The sequence below is a fragment of the Streptomyces sp. NPDC053541 genome (assembly GCF_044544705.1).
GTDB lineage: Bacteria > Actinomycetota > Actinomycetes > Streptomycetales > Streptomycetaceae > Streptomyces.
Genome location: NZ_JBITXM010000002.1, coordinates 331,996 through 346,152, shown reverse-complemented (window position 1 = coordinate 346,152; position 14,157 = coordinate 331,996). Strand labels below are relative to the sequence as shown.

15 protein-coding genes are annotated in these 14,157 nt (G+C 74.3%); 9 read left to right on the top strand and 6 right to left on the bottom strand.

Translation table 11 applies throughout. The features are described from left to right. Positions 1-8: 8 nt before the first annotated feature. Positions 9-401 (bottom strand): SCO5389 family protein, encoded by a 393-nt coding sequence (locus ACIGW2_RS05690; protein ID WP_356064132.1) that lies wholly within the window; start codon positions 399-401, stop codon positions 9-11. Between the two features lie 275 nt (positions 402-676). Between ACIGW2_RS05690 and nucS the strand changes: the two genes are divergently transcribed. Next, positions 677-1,348 (top strand): endonuclease NucS, encoded by a 672-nt coding sequence (gene nucS / locus ACIGW2_RS05685; protein WP_356064129.1) that lies wholly within the window; start codon positions 677-679, stop codon positions 1,346-1,348. Positions 1,349-1,427: 79 nt separating this feature from the next. Here nucS and ACIGW2_RS05680 read toward each other — a convergent pair whose 3' ends face one another. The 3 genes from ACIGW2_RS05680 to ACIGW2_RS05670 all read right to left on the bottom strand — a co-directional run bounded on the left by ACIGW2_RS05680 (position 1,428) and on the right by ACIGW2_RS05670 (position 5,646). Next, entirely contained in the window at positions 1,428-4,073 is a 2,646-nt protein-coding gene (locus ACIGW2_RS05680) for an ATP-binding protein (RefSeq protein ID WP_399841308.1), read from the bottom strand. 206 nt (positions 4,074-4,279) lie between these two features. Then, positions 4,280-4,603: an STAS domain-containing protein gene (locus ACIGW2_RS05675; protein WP_265868495.1), complete on the bottom strand. Its 324-nt coding sequence runs from the start codon at positions 4,601-4,603 to the stop codon at positions 4,280-4,282. 194 nt (positions 4,604-4,797) lie between these two features. Next, positions 4,798-5,646, bottom strand: a complete 849-nt coding sequence (locus ACIGW2_RS05670) for a 3-hydroxyacyl-CoA dehydrogenase family protein (RefSeq protein ID WP_391652551.1) — start codon at positions 5,644-5,646, stop codon at positions 4,798-4,800. A 221-nt stretch (positions 5,647-5,867) separates the two neighbouring features. On the opposite strand from ACIGW2_RS05670, the gene ACIGW2_RS05665 reads away from it, so the two are divergent. The 3 genes from ACIGW2_RS05665 to ACIGW2_RS05655 are packed head-to-tail and all read left to right on the top strand — an operon-like array spanning position 5,868 to position 8,775. Next, on the top strand, positions 5,868-6,809 hold the full coding sequence (locus tag ACIGW2_RS05665) for a DMT family transporter (protein ID WP_391652550.1): 942 nt from the start codon (positions 5,868-5,870) through the stop codon (positions 6,807-6,809). Beyond that, positions 6,806-7,582, top strand: a complete 777-nt coding sequence (locus ACIGW2_RS05660) for a hypothetical protein (protein ID WP_399841303.1) — start codon at positions 6,806-6,808, stop codon at positions 7,580-7,582. The genes ACIGW2_RS05665 and ACIGW2_RS05660 overlap by 4 nt, the downstream gene beginning before the upstream one ends. A 32-nt stretch (positions 7,583-7,614) precedes the next feature. Beyond that, positions 7,615-8,775 (top strand): cysteine desulfurase family protein, encoded by a 1,161-nt coding sequence (locus ACIGW2_RS05655; RefSeq protein WP_391652548.1) that lies wholly within the window; start codon positions 7,615-7,617, stop codon positions 8,773-8,775. Here ACIGW2_RS05655 and ACIGW2_RS05650 read toward each other — a convergent pair. Further along, the gene (locus ACIGW2_RS05650; protein WP_391652547.1) at positions 8,754-9,392 is read right to left on the bottom strand and encodes a TetR/AcrR family transcriptional regulator; all 639 of its coding nucleotides are present in this window, start codon (positions 9,390-9,392) and stop codon (positions 8,754-8,756) included. The genes ACIGW2_RS05655 and ACIGW2_RS05650 overlap by 22 nt on opposite strands. An 81-nt stretch (positions 9,393-9,473) precedes the next feature. On the opposite strand from ACIGW2_RS05650, the gene ACIGW2_RS05645 reads away from it, so the two are divergent. Genes ACIGW2_RS05645 through ACIGW2_RS05635 form a run of 3 tightly spaced genes read left to right on the top strand, consistent with a single transcriptional unit; the run spans position 9,474 to position 11,593 of the window. Beyond that, positions 9,474-10,247, top strand: coding sequence for an ABC transporter ATP-binding protein (locus tag ACIGW2_RS05645; protein ID WP_399841299.1), 774 nt, complete (start codon positions 9,474-9,476; stop codon positions 10,245-10,247). 10 nt (positions 10,248-10,257) lie between these two features. Then, complete coding sequence (locus ACIGW2_RS05640; RefSeq protein ID WP_399841297.1) at positions 10,258-11,007, top strand: ABC transporter permease; 750 nt, start codon at positions 10,258-10,260, stop codon at positions 11,005-11,007. 13 nt (positions 11,008-11,020) lie between these two features. Then, on the top strand, positions 11,021-11,593 hold the full coding sequence (locus tag ACIGW2_RS05635; RefSeq protein WP_356064109.1) for a cob(I)yrinic acid a,c-diamide adenosyltransferase: 573 nt from the start codon (positions 11,021-11,023) through the stop codon (positions 11,591-11,593). On the opposite strand, the gene ACIGW2_RS05630 is transcribed toward ACIGW2_RS05635, so the two are convergent. Beyond that, complete coding sequence (locus tag ACIGW2_RS05630) at positions 11,513-12,154, bottom strand: hypothetical protein (RefSeq protein ID WP_399841293.1); 642 nt, start codon at positions 12,152-12,154, stop codon at positions 11,513-11,515. The two genes, ACIGW2_RS05635 and ACIGW2_RS05630, sit on opposite strands and share 81 nt — an antisense overlap. A gap of 150 nt (positions 12,155-12,304) precedes the next feature. On the opposite strand from ACIGW2_RS05630, the gene ACIGW2_RS05625 reads away from it, so the two are divergent. After that, positions 12,305-13,501 (top strand): sensor histidine kinase, encoded by a 1,197-nt coding sequence (locus tag ACIGW2_RS05625; protein ID WP_399841291.1) that lies wholly within the window; start codon positions 12,305-12,307, stop codon positions 13,499-13,501. Next, the gene (locus ACIGW2_RS05620; protein ID WP_399841288.1) at positions 13,498-14,151 is read left to right on the top strand and encodes a response regulator; all 654 of its coding nucleotides are present in this window, start codon (positions 13,498-13,500) and stop codon (positions 14,149-14,151) included. Before ACIGW2_RS05625 ends, ACIGW2_RS05620 begins: the two co-directional genes overlap by 4 nt. Positions 14,152-14,157 lie beyond the last annotated feature (6 nt).

Here is a 14,157-nt window from a genome sequence, read left to right as displayed (position 1 = left end):
CAGGCCTGTCAGCAGTCGCGCAGTTCGGGCGACTGGTTGAGGAGCTGCGCCCGTACGGACGTGAAGCGGGCGAGCCGCTCGTCGACCGACGGGTCCAGCGGGAAGACCGCCACGCGGTGGCAGTTCTGGAAGGCGAGGCGTACCCCGAAGTGCCGCTGCAGCGCACCACGGATGGCATCGCTCGCGAGCGCGCGCAGCAGCTGACCACGTGCCTGCTCGTCCGGCGGCGGCGTCTGGTTGTCGGCGAAGTCTCCGCCGTCGACCTTCAGCTGGGCCACCAGAGAACTGATCATCTCCCAGGCATAGGGCAGGGAGGTCCGGACGCAGTCGACGAAGGCGGCTTCGTCGACCTCGCCTCGCTCGGCCTGTTCCAACAGGGCCGGTGAGACGTCGAGCGACATGGGTTCTCCTCTCGCGACCCCGCGGGCGGCGGGGTCTTGCGGGCAGGGACGGGCGGCAGACGTCGCGCACGCAGCGTGCACGGACGACGACCTCCTGTCCTCCACGTTAAGCGCCGGGTCCTGCCCGCACCAGGAGAATGGGCGCACAACCGGCCAATAAGTGACGGGTGTTGGGCGCACACGGCGCGGGCGCCGGGCGGACGCCGGCGGACCCCCGGCGCCCGCCCGGCGCCCGAATCGCGTGGAGGCTCGTCCGTCTTGTAGCGTTGCGGACCATGCGTCTCGTCATTGCCCGCTGTTCCGTGGACTACGCGGGCCGGCTCACGGCCCACCTGCCCTCCGCCCCCCGTCTGATCCTGGTCAAGGCCGACGGCAGCGTCTCGATCCACGCGGACGACCGGGCGTACAAACCGCTCAACTGGATGTCCCCGCCGTGCACCCTCAAGGAGGGCGTCGACGGCGAGGAGGGCACCTGGACCGTGATCAACAAAGCGGGCGAGAAACTGATCATCACGATGGAGGAGATCCTCCACGACTCCTCGCACGAGCTGGGCGTCGACCCGGGTCTGATCAAGGACGGCGTGGAGGCGCACCTCCAGGAGCTGCTCGCCGACCGCATCGAGACCCTCGGCGAGGGCTGGACCCTGATCCGCCGCGAGTACCCGACGGCGATCGGCCCCGTGGACATCCTGTGCCGGGACGCCGACGGCGCCACGGTCGCGGTGGAGATCAAGCGGCGCGGCGAGATCGACGGCGTGGAGCAGCTGACCCGCTACCTGGAGCTGCTGAACCGCGACCCGCACCTGGCGCCGGTGAAGGGCATCTTCGCCGCGCAGGAGATCAAGCCGCAGGCCCGGGTGCTCGCGACCGACCGCGGCATCGACTGCGTGGTGCTCGACTACGACGCGCTGCGGGGCATCGAGGACGACAAGCTGCGTCTGTTCTGAGGCGGGTGCCGCCGCCTTCCGTACGGTACGGACGAGGGCCCGGGTGCGTGGATCGCGCCCGGGCCCTCGGCGTACCCGCTCAGACGGTGGGGACGGTGGAGTCGGTGGAGGCGGAGTTGCTGGGGCCCTCCGCCGTGCCGGTGGGATCCGTCGTGGGCGGGGTGGTCGTCGTCGGCGGCGTCGTGGACGGAGTAGTCGTCGGCGGCGGCGAGGTCTTCGTCGGGCTCGGCGGCGTCGTCCGGGTCGGCGACAGCGTCGGCCTCGGCACCGTCGGCTTCGTCGTCGTCCCCGTCGGCGTCGGGCTGCCCGTCGCCGACGGCGAGTCGCTCGGGGACGTGGTCGCGCTGCCGGTGGCGGTCTCGCCGGGGCTCGGGGTGCCGGTCGGGGTGGGCGAGGACGGGTCGGCGGGGCCGGTGGTGGCGGGGTCGGTGGGCTCGGTGTCCTCGCCGCCGTCGTCGGTGCCGGGGTCCTGGGTCGCGGTGCTGTCGGAGGTGACCGTGCCGGTGCCGGGGTCCTCGGCGTCGCCGGAGGTGAGGCCGAGGGTCACCACGGTGCCGAGGACGGCGACGAGCACGGCGCCCGCGCCGACGGCGGCGAGGTTGCGGCGGGCTCCGGTGAGGACGCCCTTGCGCAGGCCGCCGCGCCGGTCGGGCTCCCGGTCGCCGGCGGGCGGGCCGACGACGGTCGCGGGCTCGTCGGTGAAGGGCGCGAAGGCGTCGAGGGAGGCCGGCGCGGTGGCGGCGGGGCGCACCGGGGCAGGCGGGGCGAGGTCGGGGAAGGCCGGCTTCACGGGCAGCGGGGCGGCCGCGGGTATGCCGCGCGGCGGCGAGGCCGGGCCCTCGCGGCGCGGGCCCTCCCGGCGCGGGAGCGCGACGGTGCGGGCGGCCGGGTCGGTCCGGCCGGACTGCCCGGGCTGCGGCACGGGGGCGGTCGTGGTGAACGGCGAGGTCTCGGCCGGGGCCGCGGGCGCGGCGTCGGCCGGTGCGGTCTCGCCGGTGAGGTCGGCGACCAGCGCGAGGGCGCGGCGGCCGGCGACGGTGCCGCGCTTGTCGGCGAGGGCGCCGCGCATGCCGATGGAGGCCTCCAGTTCGGCGCGGGCCCGCTGGAGGCTGCCGCGGCAGAGCGCGAGGATGCCCAGTTCGTGGTGGAACCAGGCCTCCTCGGCGACCTCGCCGGCCTGGCGGGCGGCGCCCTGGCCGCCGCGTAGGGCCCGCTCCCAGGCGCTCCAGTGCAGCCCGGCGGCGAAGGCGGGGGCGGCGGCGCGGGCCAGCAGGACGGCGGTGGCCGGGTGTTCGGAGGCGGTGCCGGGGAGCAGCGCGGTGAGGGCGGCGAGCAGCGAGTCGGCCTCGGCGGTGGCGCGTTCGGGGGTGACCGAGGGGTGGCCGGCCCACCAGGCGTAGTGCTGGGCGACGGCGTGGGCGCGGCCGAGCGGGTCGGGCTCGTAGTTCTGGGCGACGAGCTGGGTGAGGACGCCGGCGGCGAGGCGGTAGCGGGGTCCGGCCGGGGAGAGCAGTCCGCAGGCCATGAGTTCGCCGACGGCGGCGTCGGCGTGGGTGTCGCCGACGAGCGCGGGGAGGTGGGCCTGGTGCGGGACCTCGCCGCCGAGGGCGACGGCGAGCCGCAGGGTGTCCTGGGCGGCGCGGCTGAGCCGGGAGGCGAGGAGGACGGCGGGGGCGGCGCCCTCGCCGAGGCTGGGCAGGGGGACCTCGCGCAGTTCGACGTCGGGGTCGTCGGCGGCGGCCGGGGTGCCGCCGGTGACGGTGCCGGTTCCGGTGCCGGGTCTGCCGAAGGCCTCCTCCAGGGCGCCGAAGGCGTCGAACTCGGCGGGGCCGACGCGCAGTCGGTCGCGCTGCCGGAGCAGGGCGCCGGCCTGGACGAAGCGGAGCGGCAGGCCCTCGGACTCGAACCAGAGGTCGCCGGCCCAGTTGACCTCGTCGTCGGTGAGGGCGCGGCCGGTGGCGTGCTCCAGGAGTTCGACGGCGGCGGCCCGGCCGAGTCCGGGCAGGGCGACCTCTTCGAGGCCTGCCTCGGCGGAGGGCGCGGGGGTGTCGGGGGTGGCGGCGAAGAGGAAGGCGCAGTCGGGGGTGGCGGCGAGCAGCTCGTCGAGGGCGGCGCCGCCGAACTCCAGGTCGTCGACGACGACGATGGCGCCGATGCGCCGGACCTCCAGGAGGAGTTCCTCGCGGTCGGGGCGGAAGCCGGGGGCGTGCTGGACGGCGTGGAAGAGCTCGTAGAGGAGGTCGGTGGGGGTGCGCTGGAGGCCGGAGAGGCGGACGACGCCGTCGGGGGCTGTCTCGGCGCAGTCGGCGGCGACGGCGTCGAGGAGCCGGGAGCGGCCGGAGCCGGCGGGTCCGGTGAGCCGGGCGGAGCGGCCTCGGGTGAGGTGCTGGACGAGGGTGTCGTGCTGTTCTCGCCGTTCGAGGAGCGGCAGCGCGGGGGCCGCGGGGCCCGGTGGTACGGGCGGGGCGGCGGCGCGGGCGGTCTCGGCGCGCTCCTGCGGGGTGCGCCGACGCGGGGCCGCGGGCTGCTCCTCGGGCGGGCAGGTCTCGATCTCGCTGCCGTCGAGCGGGTTGACGGTGAGCAGGAGGCCGCCGGAGACGAGCCGGGCGGTGCGCACGCGGGCGGGGGCGGTGGACACGGGGGCGGGTGCGGCGGGGCCGGGGCGGGCGTCCTCGCCCTCGGCGGCGTGACCGTACTCCTCCGGTCCCCGGTTGATCGGGTCCATGGTCCAAGCTCCCAAGCGGCGGGCGATGTGCAGGCGAGCCGACCCTAGACGGTTGTCCGGGCCTCGGGAACATCCGGGGTGCGGTGGAGACCAAGACGTCACGGTCTTGTGAGGATTGGGTGTGACGCCTGGTTCGCACAGGTGCTTCACAGCCGCGTGTCGCGGCCGTGACCTGCGCGTCGCGCGGTGTTCCGGGCCCGGCCCGGTCAGACCCGCGGAAGCGATTCGGCGGCGAGTCCGCCCTCGATGGCGAGGATGCGGTGCAGCCGGGTGGCGACGAGGAGGCGCTGCATCTGCGGGGGCACCCCGCGGAGCACGAGCCGGCGGCCGCAGCGGCCGGCCCGGCGGTGGGCGCCCATGATGACGCCGAGTCCGGTGGCGTCCCAGGAGTCGAGGCCGGTCAGGTCGAGCACGAGGTCGCCGACTCCGTCGTCGACGGCGGTGTGCAGGACCGTTCGGGCGTCCGCCGCGCTGCGGACGTCGAGGCGGCCCCCGACGACCAGCTCGGCGTCGTCGCCCCTGATGTGCATATGCGCTCCCCGAGAGTGCTCCGTGTCGTGTGCCCGTCTTCGCAACGCTTGACTGTCTGACTGCCGCATCGGCAGAAGCGTTGCGCCTTGTAAGCGAACCGATATCGAAATTCACCCCTGGGGGCGATGGCGCCGGGGCGGTCGGACCCCTGTGCGGAATCGGTCCGTCTCCCCGGCGCCGGGTCGGTCGCGTGTCAGTACGTGTAGAAGCCCTGCCCGCTCTTGCGGCCGATGTCACCCGCGTCCACCATCCGGCGCATGAGCTCCGGCGGCGCGAACTTCTCGTCCTGGGACTCCGTGTAGATGTTGTTCGTGGCGTTGACGAGGATGTCGACGCCGGTGAGGTCGGCGGTGGCGAGCGGGCCCATGGCGTGCCCGAAGCCCAGCCTGCAGGCGGTGTCGATGTCCTCGGCGGTGGCCACGCCCGACTCGTAGAGCTTGGCGGCCTCGACGACGAGCGCCGAGATGAGGCGGGTGGTGACGAAGCCGGCCACGTCGCGGTTGACGACGATGCAGGTCTTGCCGACGGACTCGGCGAACTCCCGCGCGGTGGCGAGGGTTTCGTCGCTGGTCTTGTAGCCGCGGACCAGCTCGACGAGCTGCATCATCGGCACGGGCGAGAAGAAGTGGACGCCGACGACGGACTCCGGGCGCTGCGTGACCGCGGCGATCTTGGTGATCGGGATCGCGGAGGTGTTGGACGCGAGGACCGCGCCGTCCTTGGCGATCTTGTCGAGGGAGCGGAAGATCTCGTGCTTGACCTCCAGCTTCTCGAAGACCGCCTCGACCACGACGTCCGCGTCGGCGACGGCGTCGAGCTCGGTGGTGGCGGTGATCCGCCCGAGCGCGGCCTCGGCCTCGTCGGCGGTCATCTTCCCCTTGGCGACGAAGCGCTCGTAGGAGGCCTTGACGGCGTCGGTGCCCCGGGCCAGCGCGGCGTCGGTGACGTCGCGCAGCACGACGTCCCAGCCTGCCTGGGCCGAGACCTGCGCGATGCCGGACCCCATGAGTCCGGCCCCGATGACGGCGAGCTTCCTGGCCACTTCTTCCACCCCTCATCGCCTTGACGGCTGTTCACGTACGGCTCTTCGGCGGAGATTAGCGGGCGGCGGGCGCCATGTGACCGCTAAGTAAGGCACGTCACGCCCGCTTTGACGGACGTCACACGCGCGACACCCCCGGCTTGGCCGGATCCGCGTCGCCATATACCCCCCAGGGGTATAGAGTCGGGTGGGAGTCGAGTGACGAACGGGAGGGGAGCGCCATGCGCCGGTTCGCCCCGGGTGCCGTCCCGGCGCCGCTGCTGCTGGTGACCGGCATGGTCAGCCTCCAGTGCGGCACGGCCTTCGCCAAGACGCTTTTCGAGCAGACCGGCCCGCACGCCGCGACCCTGCTGCGGCTGCTGATCTCCGCCGTCCTGCTCTGTCTGCTCTCCCGGCCCGCCGTGCGGCTGCTGCGGAGTCACTGGCGGCTGCTCCTGCCGTACGGGGCGGTCTTCGCCGTGATGCAGTTCGCCTTCTACGAGGCGACCTCCCGGCTCCCCCTCGGCGTGGTCGTCACCGTCGAGTACAGCGGGCCGCTGCTGCTGGCCGCGCTCACCTCGCGCCGCGCCCTCGACCGCCTGTGGGTGCTGCTCGCCGCCGCCGGACTGCTCGTGCTCGGCGGCACCCGGGGCCTGGACGACCCGGTCGGGCTCGCCGCCGCGCTGCTCACCGGCGCCGCCCTCACCGGCTACATCCTGCTGGGCGCCCGGGTCGGACGGGCCGTGCCGGGCGGCGCCGGCCTGGCCCTCGGGCTCACCGTCGCCGCCGTGCTCGCGCTGCCCGCCGCCCCGCTGCTCGGCATCCCGCCGCCCGGCACCCTCCTGGAGCCGGCCGTGCTCGGCACCGCGCTCGCCGTGGCCGTGCTGACCACGGTGATCCCGTTCTCCCTGGAGTTCGCCGCGCTGCGCCGGCTGCCGCCCCGGGTCTTCGCCGTGCTCTCCACCGTCGAGCCGGTCGTCGCCGCGCTCGCCGGCCTCGCCCTGCTCGGCGAGCACCTCTCGGCCGCCCAGTGGGCCGCCGTGCTGTGCGTCGTGGGTGCCGCCGTCGGCACCGGCACCGGCGCGCCGGACGCCCCCGCCGAACCCGCTCCCCCGCCCGGAACCACCCCCGCACCACCCGATCGATCCCCTGCCCGGAAAGAGAACGGAGTGCACCAGCCATGACCCTGACGACCCTGCGCACCGGCACCACCGGCACCGCCGACCCCCGCGTCGCGCCCCTCCTGGAGACCGTCTCCCGCACCACCCGCTCCGCCGTCCTGGTGGCCGGCGGCTACTTCGACACCGCCGCCGGCATCGGCGCCTTCTCCCGCAACTCCTTCGACCTGGGCCTCCGGGCCGGGCGCGCCGCCCGCCGGCTGCACCGCGGCAACAAGGTGGTGTACGACGTCATCGTCAACGACCTCGGCATGTCCTGTTCCGCCGACGCCTGTACCGTCCCGGCGCCGGGCGCACCGGCCGCCGGGGCGCTCGACCTCGCCCCGCTCGACGCGGCCGCCGCCGCGGCGGGCGTCTCGTACTCCGTCACCCGCGAGCGGACCCTGCGCAACCGCGCCGCCCGCGCCATGAAACCGGCCCTGAGGGCACCGGAGCTCGACCCGCCGTTCGCGCGCGAGGGCGACGAGATCCTGTTCCGCTCCCGGACCTACGCCAAGGTGCTGGCCGGGGTCGTCAAGGACGACCACGTGGTGCCGCGCTGCCCGCTGATCGTCGCCGAGTACTTCGCCCGCCACTTCGCGCGGCTGCGCGCCTTCCCCGACTGCGCCCGGCGCCACGTCCTCGACATCAACTCGCTCGCCGACCGGGACAAGGTGACCAAGGGCGCGGAGATCTACCTGCGCACCCAGGGCACGCCCGAGGAGGAGATCGTGCTGGTCTTCGCCGACGCGGAGTGCGCGGACCCGATCGCGCTCCCGTACACCGCGCAGGACTTCTGAGCACCCGTCACCCACCGGAAGGGGAGAGCGACATGGCAGCGATCTATCTCGACCACCAGGCGACCACTCCGATGGACCCGGCGGTCGCGGCGGCGATGCTCCACGCCGCCACCGAGTGCTTCGCCAATCCGTCCAGTCCGCACGCGGACGGCATCAGGGCCTTCCGCGAGGTCGAGCGGGCCCGCGGCACGGTGGCCCGGTTCCTCGGGGCCGCGCGCAGCGAGATCTACTTCACCTCGGGGGCGACCGAGGGCAACAACCTGGCCGTCAAGGGCGTGGTCGGCAGCGGCCAGGACGCGGCGCCCAGGCACGTGGTGACCACGGCGGTGGAGCACAAGTCGGTGCTCGACACCTGCCGTTCGCTGCGCGCGGCGGGCCACGAGGTGACCGTGCTGCCGGTCGACGCCGAGGGCCGGGTGGACCCGGCGGCGGTGGCGGCGGCGCTGCGCCCGGAGACCGCGCTGGTGTCGGTGATGCTGGCGAACAACGAGATCGCCACCGTCCAGCCGGTGGCCGAGATCGCCGCGCTGACCCGGGCCGCCGGGGTGCCGCTGCACTGCGACGCGACCCAGGGCGTGGGCACCCTCCCGGTGGACGTGCGCGCGCTCGGCGTGGACCTGCTGACCCTCTCGGGGCACAAGATCTACGGCCCCAAGGGCGTGGGCGTGCTCTACGTGTCGAACGCGCTGTCCGACCGGGCGCCGCTGGCGCCGCTGCTGCACGGCGGCGGCCAGGAGCGCGGGCTGCGGGCGGGCACCCTGAACACCTCGGCGGTGCTCGGCCTCGCGGCGGCGGTGGAGCTGGTCGCGGCGGACCGGGAGCGGGAGGCGGTCCGGCTGGCCGGCCTGCGGGCGCGGTTCCTCGGGGAGCTGGCCGGGCTCGTGCCGTACACGCCGAACAGCGGGACGGGACCGGGCTTCCTGCCGCACGCGGTGAACCTGTCCTTCCCGGGCACGGACGCGCAGACGCTGCTCCTGGAGGTGACGGAGGTGGCGGTGTCCTCGGGCTCGGCCTGCAACAGCTCGGCGCAGGAGCCCTCGCACGTGCTGACCGCGATCGGGCTGGCGCCGGAGCGGATCCGGGGCAGCATCCGGGTGGGCTTCGGGCGGTTCTCCACCGAGGAGGACGCGGTCCGCGCGGCGCGGGCGCTGGCGGCCGGGGTGCGGGCCGGTCAGCCGGTGCGCACGGCGTAGCCGAGGACGGGCGCGCCGAGCAGGTCCTCGATCTCGTCGAGCAGGTCGAGGGCCTCGCGGGACACCTCGTTCGCCGGGCGGCCGGCGGTCATCTCGCCGCTGATGAACTCCACCACGGTGTCCTGGATCCAGCAGATCTGGCCGCCGACGAGCAGCGGCATCGGGTCCTCGGGCCCGGTGCCGGCCTCCTCGCGCAGGGCCGCGACGGTGATCCGGCGGACCTCCTGCTGGAGGGCGAGGAGCCGGGCCTGGAGGGTGGGGGCCTCGTCGATCACCCGCATGAAGGCGGCGTACCCGTCCATCAGCCCGTAGGCGGGCGAGACGGCGGCGACATGGCCGCGGATCTCGCGCAGCACGGCGGCCGCGGCGGACTCCCCCGCGTCCCGGCCGCGGATCATCCGGGCGAGCCGGTGGGTGACGCCCTCCATCCGGTCGAGGAAGAGGTCCTCCTTCGCGGGGAAGTAGTTGTAGACGGTGTTGACGGAGACGTCCGCCGCCTCCGCGATCTCCGCCACCGTGACGGACTGGAAGCCGCGCTCCAGGAAGAGCCCGGTCGCGAGGTCCGAGATCCGCTGCTTCGTCTGGCGCTTCTTGCGCTCCCTGAGCCCTTCAGCCATGCCGCCATCCTAGGCGGAGCTGGGCCCGCTGAAATTTTGGAGGCATTGCAAAATTCCAGTGACTCTGTTTTTGTGGTCACCATGCCCATCATCAGCACGTCCGGGCTGTCCCGGACCTTCCGTACGAAAAAGGGCGAGGTGACGGCGGTCCGCGGGATCGACCTCACCGTCCGGCCCGGCGAGATCCTCGGCTTCCTCGGCCCCAACGGCGCGGGCAAGACCACCACCCTGCGGATGCTCAGCACGCTGCTCCCGCCCACCGGCGGGGCCGCCACCGTCGCCGGCCACGACCTGCTGCGCGACCCGGTCGGCGTGCGCCGCCGGATCGGCTACGTCGCCCAGTCCGGCGGCGTCGACCCGCAGGAGACCGTGCGCTCCGAACTCGTCCTCCAGGGCCGGCTGTACGGCCTCTCCCGCGCCGAGGCGGCCGAACGGGCCGTCGAGCTCGCCCACGAGCTCGACCTCACCGAGCTGCAGGGCCGCGGCGCCACCGCGCTCTCCGGCGGCCAGCGCCGACGCCTCGACATCGCGCTCGGCCTCACCCACCGTCCCGCGCTGCTCTTCCTCGACGAGCCCACCACCGGCCTCGACCCGGCCAGCCGGAGCGCCCTGTGGGCGCTGGTGCGCCGGCTGCGCGACGAGCACGGCACCACCGTCGTGCTCACCACCCACTACCTCGACGAGGCCGACGCCCTCGCCGACCGCCTGGTGATCATCGACGGCGGCGCGGTCGTCGCCGAGGGGACGCCCGCCGCGCTCAAGGCCGCGCACGGAGCGGACACCCTCCAGGAGGCCTTCCTCGCCATCACCGGGCGCGGCCCGGCGCCCGCCGCCCCCTCCCCCGTCGCCGTCTAGGAGACCCGCGATGCCGCTCCACGAGACCGCGGTCCTCTTCGGCCGCTACGCCCGGCAGACCCTGCGCTCGCCGTTCCAGATCCTCTTCGGCACCCTGATGCCGCTGCTCTACCTCTTCCTCTTCGGCCCCCTGCTCACCCGCCTGCCGCTCGGCCGCGAGGGCGACTCCTGGCAGGTCCTGGTGCCCGGGCTGCTGCTCCAGCTCGGTCTGTTCGGGGCCTCCTTCGCCGGCTTCGCGGTCGTCATGGAGAAGAACTGGGGCGTCCTCGAACGGCTCCGGGTCACCCCGGTCAGCCGGCTCGCCCTGCTCCTCGGCCGGGTGCTGCGCGACACCGCCCTCTTCGTCTTCCAGGCCGTGCTGCTGGTCCTGGCCGCCCTGGTGATGGGCCTGCGGGCACCGCTCGCCGGACTGCTCGTCGGCTTCGGCTTCGTCGCCCTGCTGACCTTCTCGCTCGCCTCGCTCTCGTACGCGCTGGCGCTCAGGTTGCCGAGCCCGCAGGAGTTCGGCCCGGCGGTCAACACCCTGGCGATGCCCTCGATGCTGCTGTCCGGACTGCTGCTGCCGATGACCCTGGCACCCGGCTGGCTCGACCTGCTCTCGCGCTTCATGCCCTTCCGCTATCTGGTCGACGCGGTCCGGGACGCCTTCGTCGGCCACTACGCGACCCCGGCGATGCTCCACGGGGTGCTGGTCGCCCTCGGGCTCGCGGCGCTCGCCGTGACGGTCGGCACACGCACGTTCCGCACGGCCGGGGCGTAACTACGCTGGGGTCATGGTCAATCTGACGCGCATCTACACCCGCACCGGCGACCAGGGCACCACCGCCCTCGGCGACATGAGCCGGACCGCCAAGACCGATCTGCGGATCTCGGCCTACGCCGACGCCAACGAGGCCAACGCCGTCATCGGCACGGCCATCGCCCTCGGGCAGCTCGACGAGGACGTGGTGAAGGTCCTCGTCCGCGTGCAGAACGACCTGTTCGACGTGGGCGCCGACCTGTCGACCCCGGTGGTGGAGAACCCGCAGTACCCGCCGCTGCGCGTCGAGCAGTCGTACGTCGACAAGCTGGAGGCCGACTGCGACGCCTTCCTGGAGCGGCTCGACAAGCTGCGCTCCTTCATCCTGCCCGGCGGCACGCCCGGTGCGGCCCTGCTGCACCAGGCGTGCACGGTGGTCCGGCGGGCCGAGCGGTCCACCTGGGCGGCGATGGAGGTGCACGGCGAGACGATGAACCCGCTCACCGCCACGTACCTCAACCGCCTCTCAGACCTGCTGTTCATCCTGGCGCGGATCGCGAACCGGGAGGTCGGGGACGTGCTCTGGGTCCCGGGCGGGGAGCGCTGAGCCCTCCTCCCGCGCGGCCCGGCCCGCCGTCGGGTCCTTCTTCGGCCAGAGCGCGTACGACAGCGCGATCAGGCCGTGGATGCCGACGGCCCGCCAGGCCCCGTACATCCAGCTGCGCAAACCGGCCGTGTCGCCGTCGTCGCCGACGTACGCCATCGCCGCCAGCAGCAGGACGGACGCCACGGCGCCGCCGACCAGGGAGCCCAGCCAGACCCGGCCCTCGTGCCGGGCCCTGGCCGTCCCGTAGCGCGGCGGCCGCACCGGCGGCGGGCCGCCCGCGAGGCGGTGGGCGGCGTGGCCGTCCAGCCACTTCACCGTGCGGTGGCCGTGGCCGACGGTGTAGCCGAGGTAGAGCGCGGCGAGGCCGTGCTTCCAGCTCGGCTCGGCGCCGTTCTTCAGGTCGATCGCGGTGACGACGAGGAGCACGAGCTCCAGGAGCGGCTCGCACAGCAGCAGGGCGAGACCGAGGCGCGGCATCCGCAGCAGGTAGCGGGCCGCGAGGCCGGCGGCGAGCAGCACCCAGAAGCCGACCTCGCAGATCACGATCAGCGTGACGATCACGGCAGTCCCCTTTCACACCCTCCCAGCGTCCCGGCCGTCCGGGGCTCCCTCGTCGTCGCCGGTGAGGAAACCCGGCTACATCCTTCGACGGAGGCGCGGCTCGGCCCGGACGAGGACGTCCGGGCCGAGCCGGGCGTGTTGGATGGGGACGTGCGCCTCCCCCGACCCCACCGCGACGACCTGCTGATCGCCCTCGCCGGCCTGGCCGGCGGCCTGGTCATGTGGTCCTTCGGACTGTTCGTGAACACCGACCGGGTCGTCGAGGCCCGCTGGGCCACCCTGGTCCCGCTGACCGTGATGTCGGCGATGGAGGCCCTGCGGCGCACCGCGCCGCGCACCGCGCTGTTCGTCGGCACCGCGGCCATCGCGGCGGACCAGTTCACCAACGGCAACATCGCCACCGTGCTGATGTTCACGGACGTGGTCTACGCGTCGGTCGTGTACGGCCCACCGGCCTCGGCCCGCCGCATCCCGTACACCACCGGCCTGGTCACCGTCGCCCTCACGGTGGGCCTGCTGATCTGGTGGCAGAACGCGGTCGCCCTGCTGGTCGGCGTGCTCTCCGGCATGATCAGTTTCCTGCCGGCCCTCACCGGGGCCATCGTGCGCAACCACCGGCAGGCCGCCGAGGCCGCCCGGCTGCGGGCCGAGCAGACGGCGCTGCTGGCCGAGATGGACCGCGCGCAGGCGGTGACCGCCGAGCGCGCCCGGATGGCCCGCGAGCTGCACGACATGGTCGCCAACCACCTGTCGGCGATCGCCATCCACTCCACGGCCGCGCTGTCGATCGACGACGAGGCCACCACCCGGCAGGCGCTGACCGTGATCCGGGAGAACAGCGTCGAGGGCCTGGCCGAGATGCGGCGGCTCATCGGGCTGCTCCGGGACAGCGGCGGCGACGCCGAACCTGCCGCGGCGCCGACCCTGGCCGGTCTGGAGGCGCTGCTCGCCCAGGCCCGCGCCAACGGGGAGCCCAGCGGACTCGTCTTCGCCCTCGACGACACCCGGGAGGAGGACGGCGAGCCGCTGCCGGCGCCGGTCGAGCTGGCCGCGTACCGGATCGTGCAGGAGTCGCTGACCAACGCCCTCAAGCACGCCGCCCCGGGCCCGGTCACCGTCTTCCTGGCCCGGGACGCGCGGGCCCTGACGGTACGGGTGACCAGCCCCTTCGGCGACCGGCCCGGGCCGCGCGCGCCCGGCTCGGGGGCCGGGCTCGTCGGGATGCGGGAGCGGGTGGCGCTGCTCGGCGGGGAGTTCGACGCGGGCCCGGCGGCCGCCGGCGACGGGGCGAAGACCTGGCAGGTGCGGGCCGTGCTGCCCGCGGAGGAGAGGACACCGGACGCATGACGATCCGCATCGTGGTCGCCGAGGACCAGAGCGCGGTACGGGCGGGGCTCGTGCTGATCCTGGGCAGCGCGCCCGGCATCGAGGTGGTCGGCGAGGCCACCGACGGCGAGGAGGCGGTCCGCCTCGCCCGCGAACTGCGCCCGGACCTGGTCCTGATGGACGTCCAGATGCCCAAGCTGGACGGGGTGTCGGCGACCCGGCGGGTGGTGGCCGAGGGTCTCGCCGACGTCCTGGTGCTCACCACCTTCGACCTGGACGCGTACGTGTTCGGGGCGCTGCGCGCGGGCGCGGCCGGCTTCCTGCTGAAGAACACGGAGGCGCGGGACCTGGTCGAGGCGGTGCGCACGGTGGCGCGCGGCGAGGGCCTGATCGCCCCGGCGGTGACCCGGCGGCTGATCGCCGAGTTCGCCGCGCCGAGCCGGCCGGTCCGGGCGCCGGACGGCCCCGATCCGGCGCTGCTCGACCGGCTGACCCCGCGCGAGCGGGAGGTGCTCGCGGCGCTCGGGGCGGGCCTGTCGAACGCGGAGGTCGCGGTCCGGCTCGACATGGCGGAGGCCACGGTGAAGACGCACGTCAGCAAGGTGCTGGGCAAGCTGGAGCTGCGCAGTCGGGTCCAAGCGGCGGTGCTCGCAAGGGAGTTGGGGATCTGACCCGGG

Coding starts and splice junctions, on each gene's coding strand:
- ACIGW2_RS05690 (WP_356064132.1), bottom strand. CDS start 401: ATGTCGCTCGACGTCTCACCGGCCCTGTTGGAACAGGCCGAGCGAGGC.
- nucS (WP_356064129.1), top strand. CDS start 677: ATGCGTCTCGTCATTGCCCGCTGTTCCGTGGACTACGCGGGCCGGCTC.
- ACIGW2_RS05680 (WP_399841308.1), bottom strand. CDS start 4,073: ATGGACCCGATCAACCGGGGACCGGAGGAGTACGGTCACGCCGCCGAG.
- ACIGW2_RS05675 (WP_265868495.1), bottom strand. CDS start 4,603: ATGCACATCAGGGGCGACGACGCCGAGCTGGTCGTCGGGGGCCGCCTC.
- ACIGW2_RS05665 (WP_391652550.1), top strand. CDS start 5,868: ATGCGCCGGTTCGCCCCGGGTGCCGTCCCGGCGCCGCTGCTGCTGGTG.
- ACIGW2_RS05660 (WP_399841303.1), top strand. CDS start 6,806: ATGACCCTGACGACCCTGCGCACCGGCACCACCGGCACCGCCGACCCC.
- ACIGW2_RS05655 (WP_391652548.1), top strand. CDS start 7,615: ATGGCAGCGATCTATCTCGACCACCAGGCGACCACTCCGATGGACCCG.
- ACIGW2_RS05650 (WP_391652547.1), bottom strand. CDS start 9,392: ATGGCTGAAGGGCTCAGGGAGCGCAAGAAGCGCCAGACGAAGCAGCGG.
- ACIGW2_RS05645 (WP_399841299.1), top strand. CDS start 9,474: ATGCCCATCATCAGCACGTCCGGGCTGTCCCGGACCTTCCGTACGAAA.
- ACIGW2_RS05640 (WP_399841297.1), top strand. CDS start 10,258: ATGCCGCTCCACGAGACCGCGGTCCTCTTCGGCCGCTACGCCCGGCAG.
- ACIGW2_RS05635 (WP_356064109.1), top strand. CDS start 11,021: ATGGTCAATCTGACGCGCATCTACACCCGCACCGGCGACCAGGGCACC.
- ACIGW2_RS05620 (WP_399841288.1), top strand. CDS start 13,498: ATGACGATCCGCATCGTGGTCGCCGAGGACCAGAGCGCGGTACGGGCG.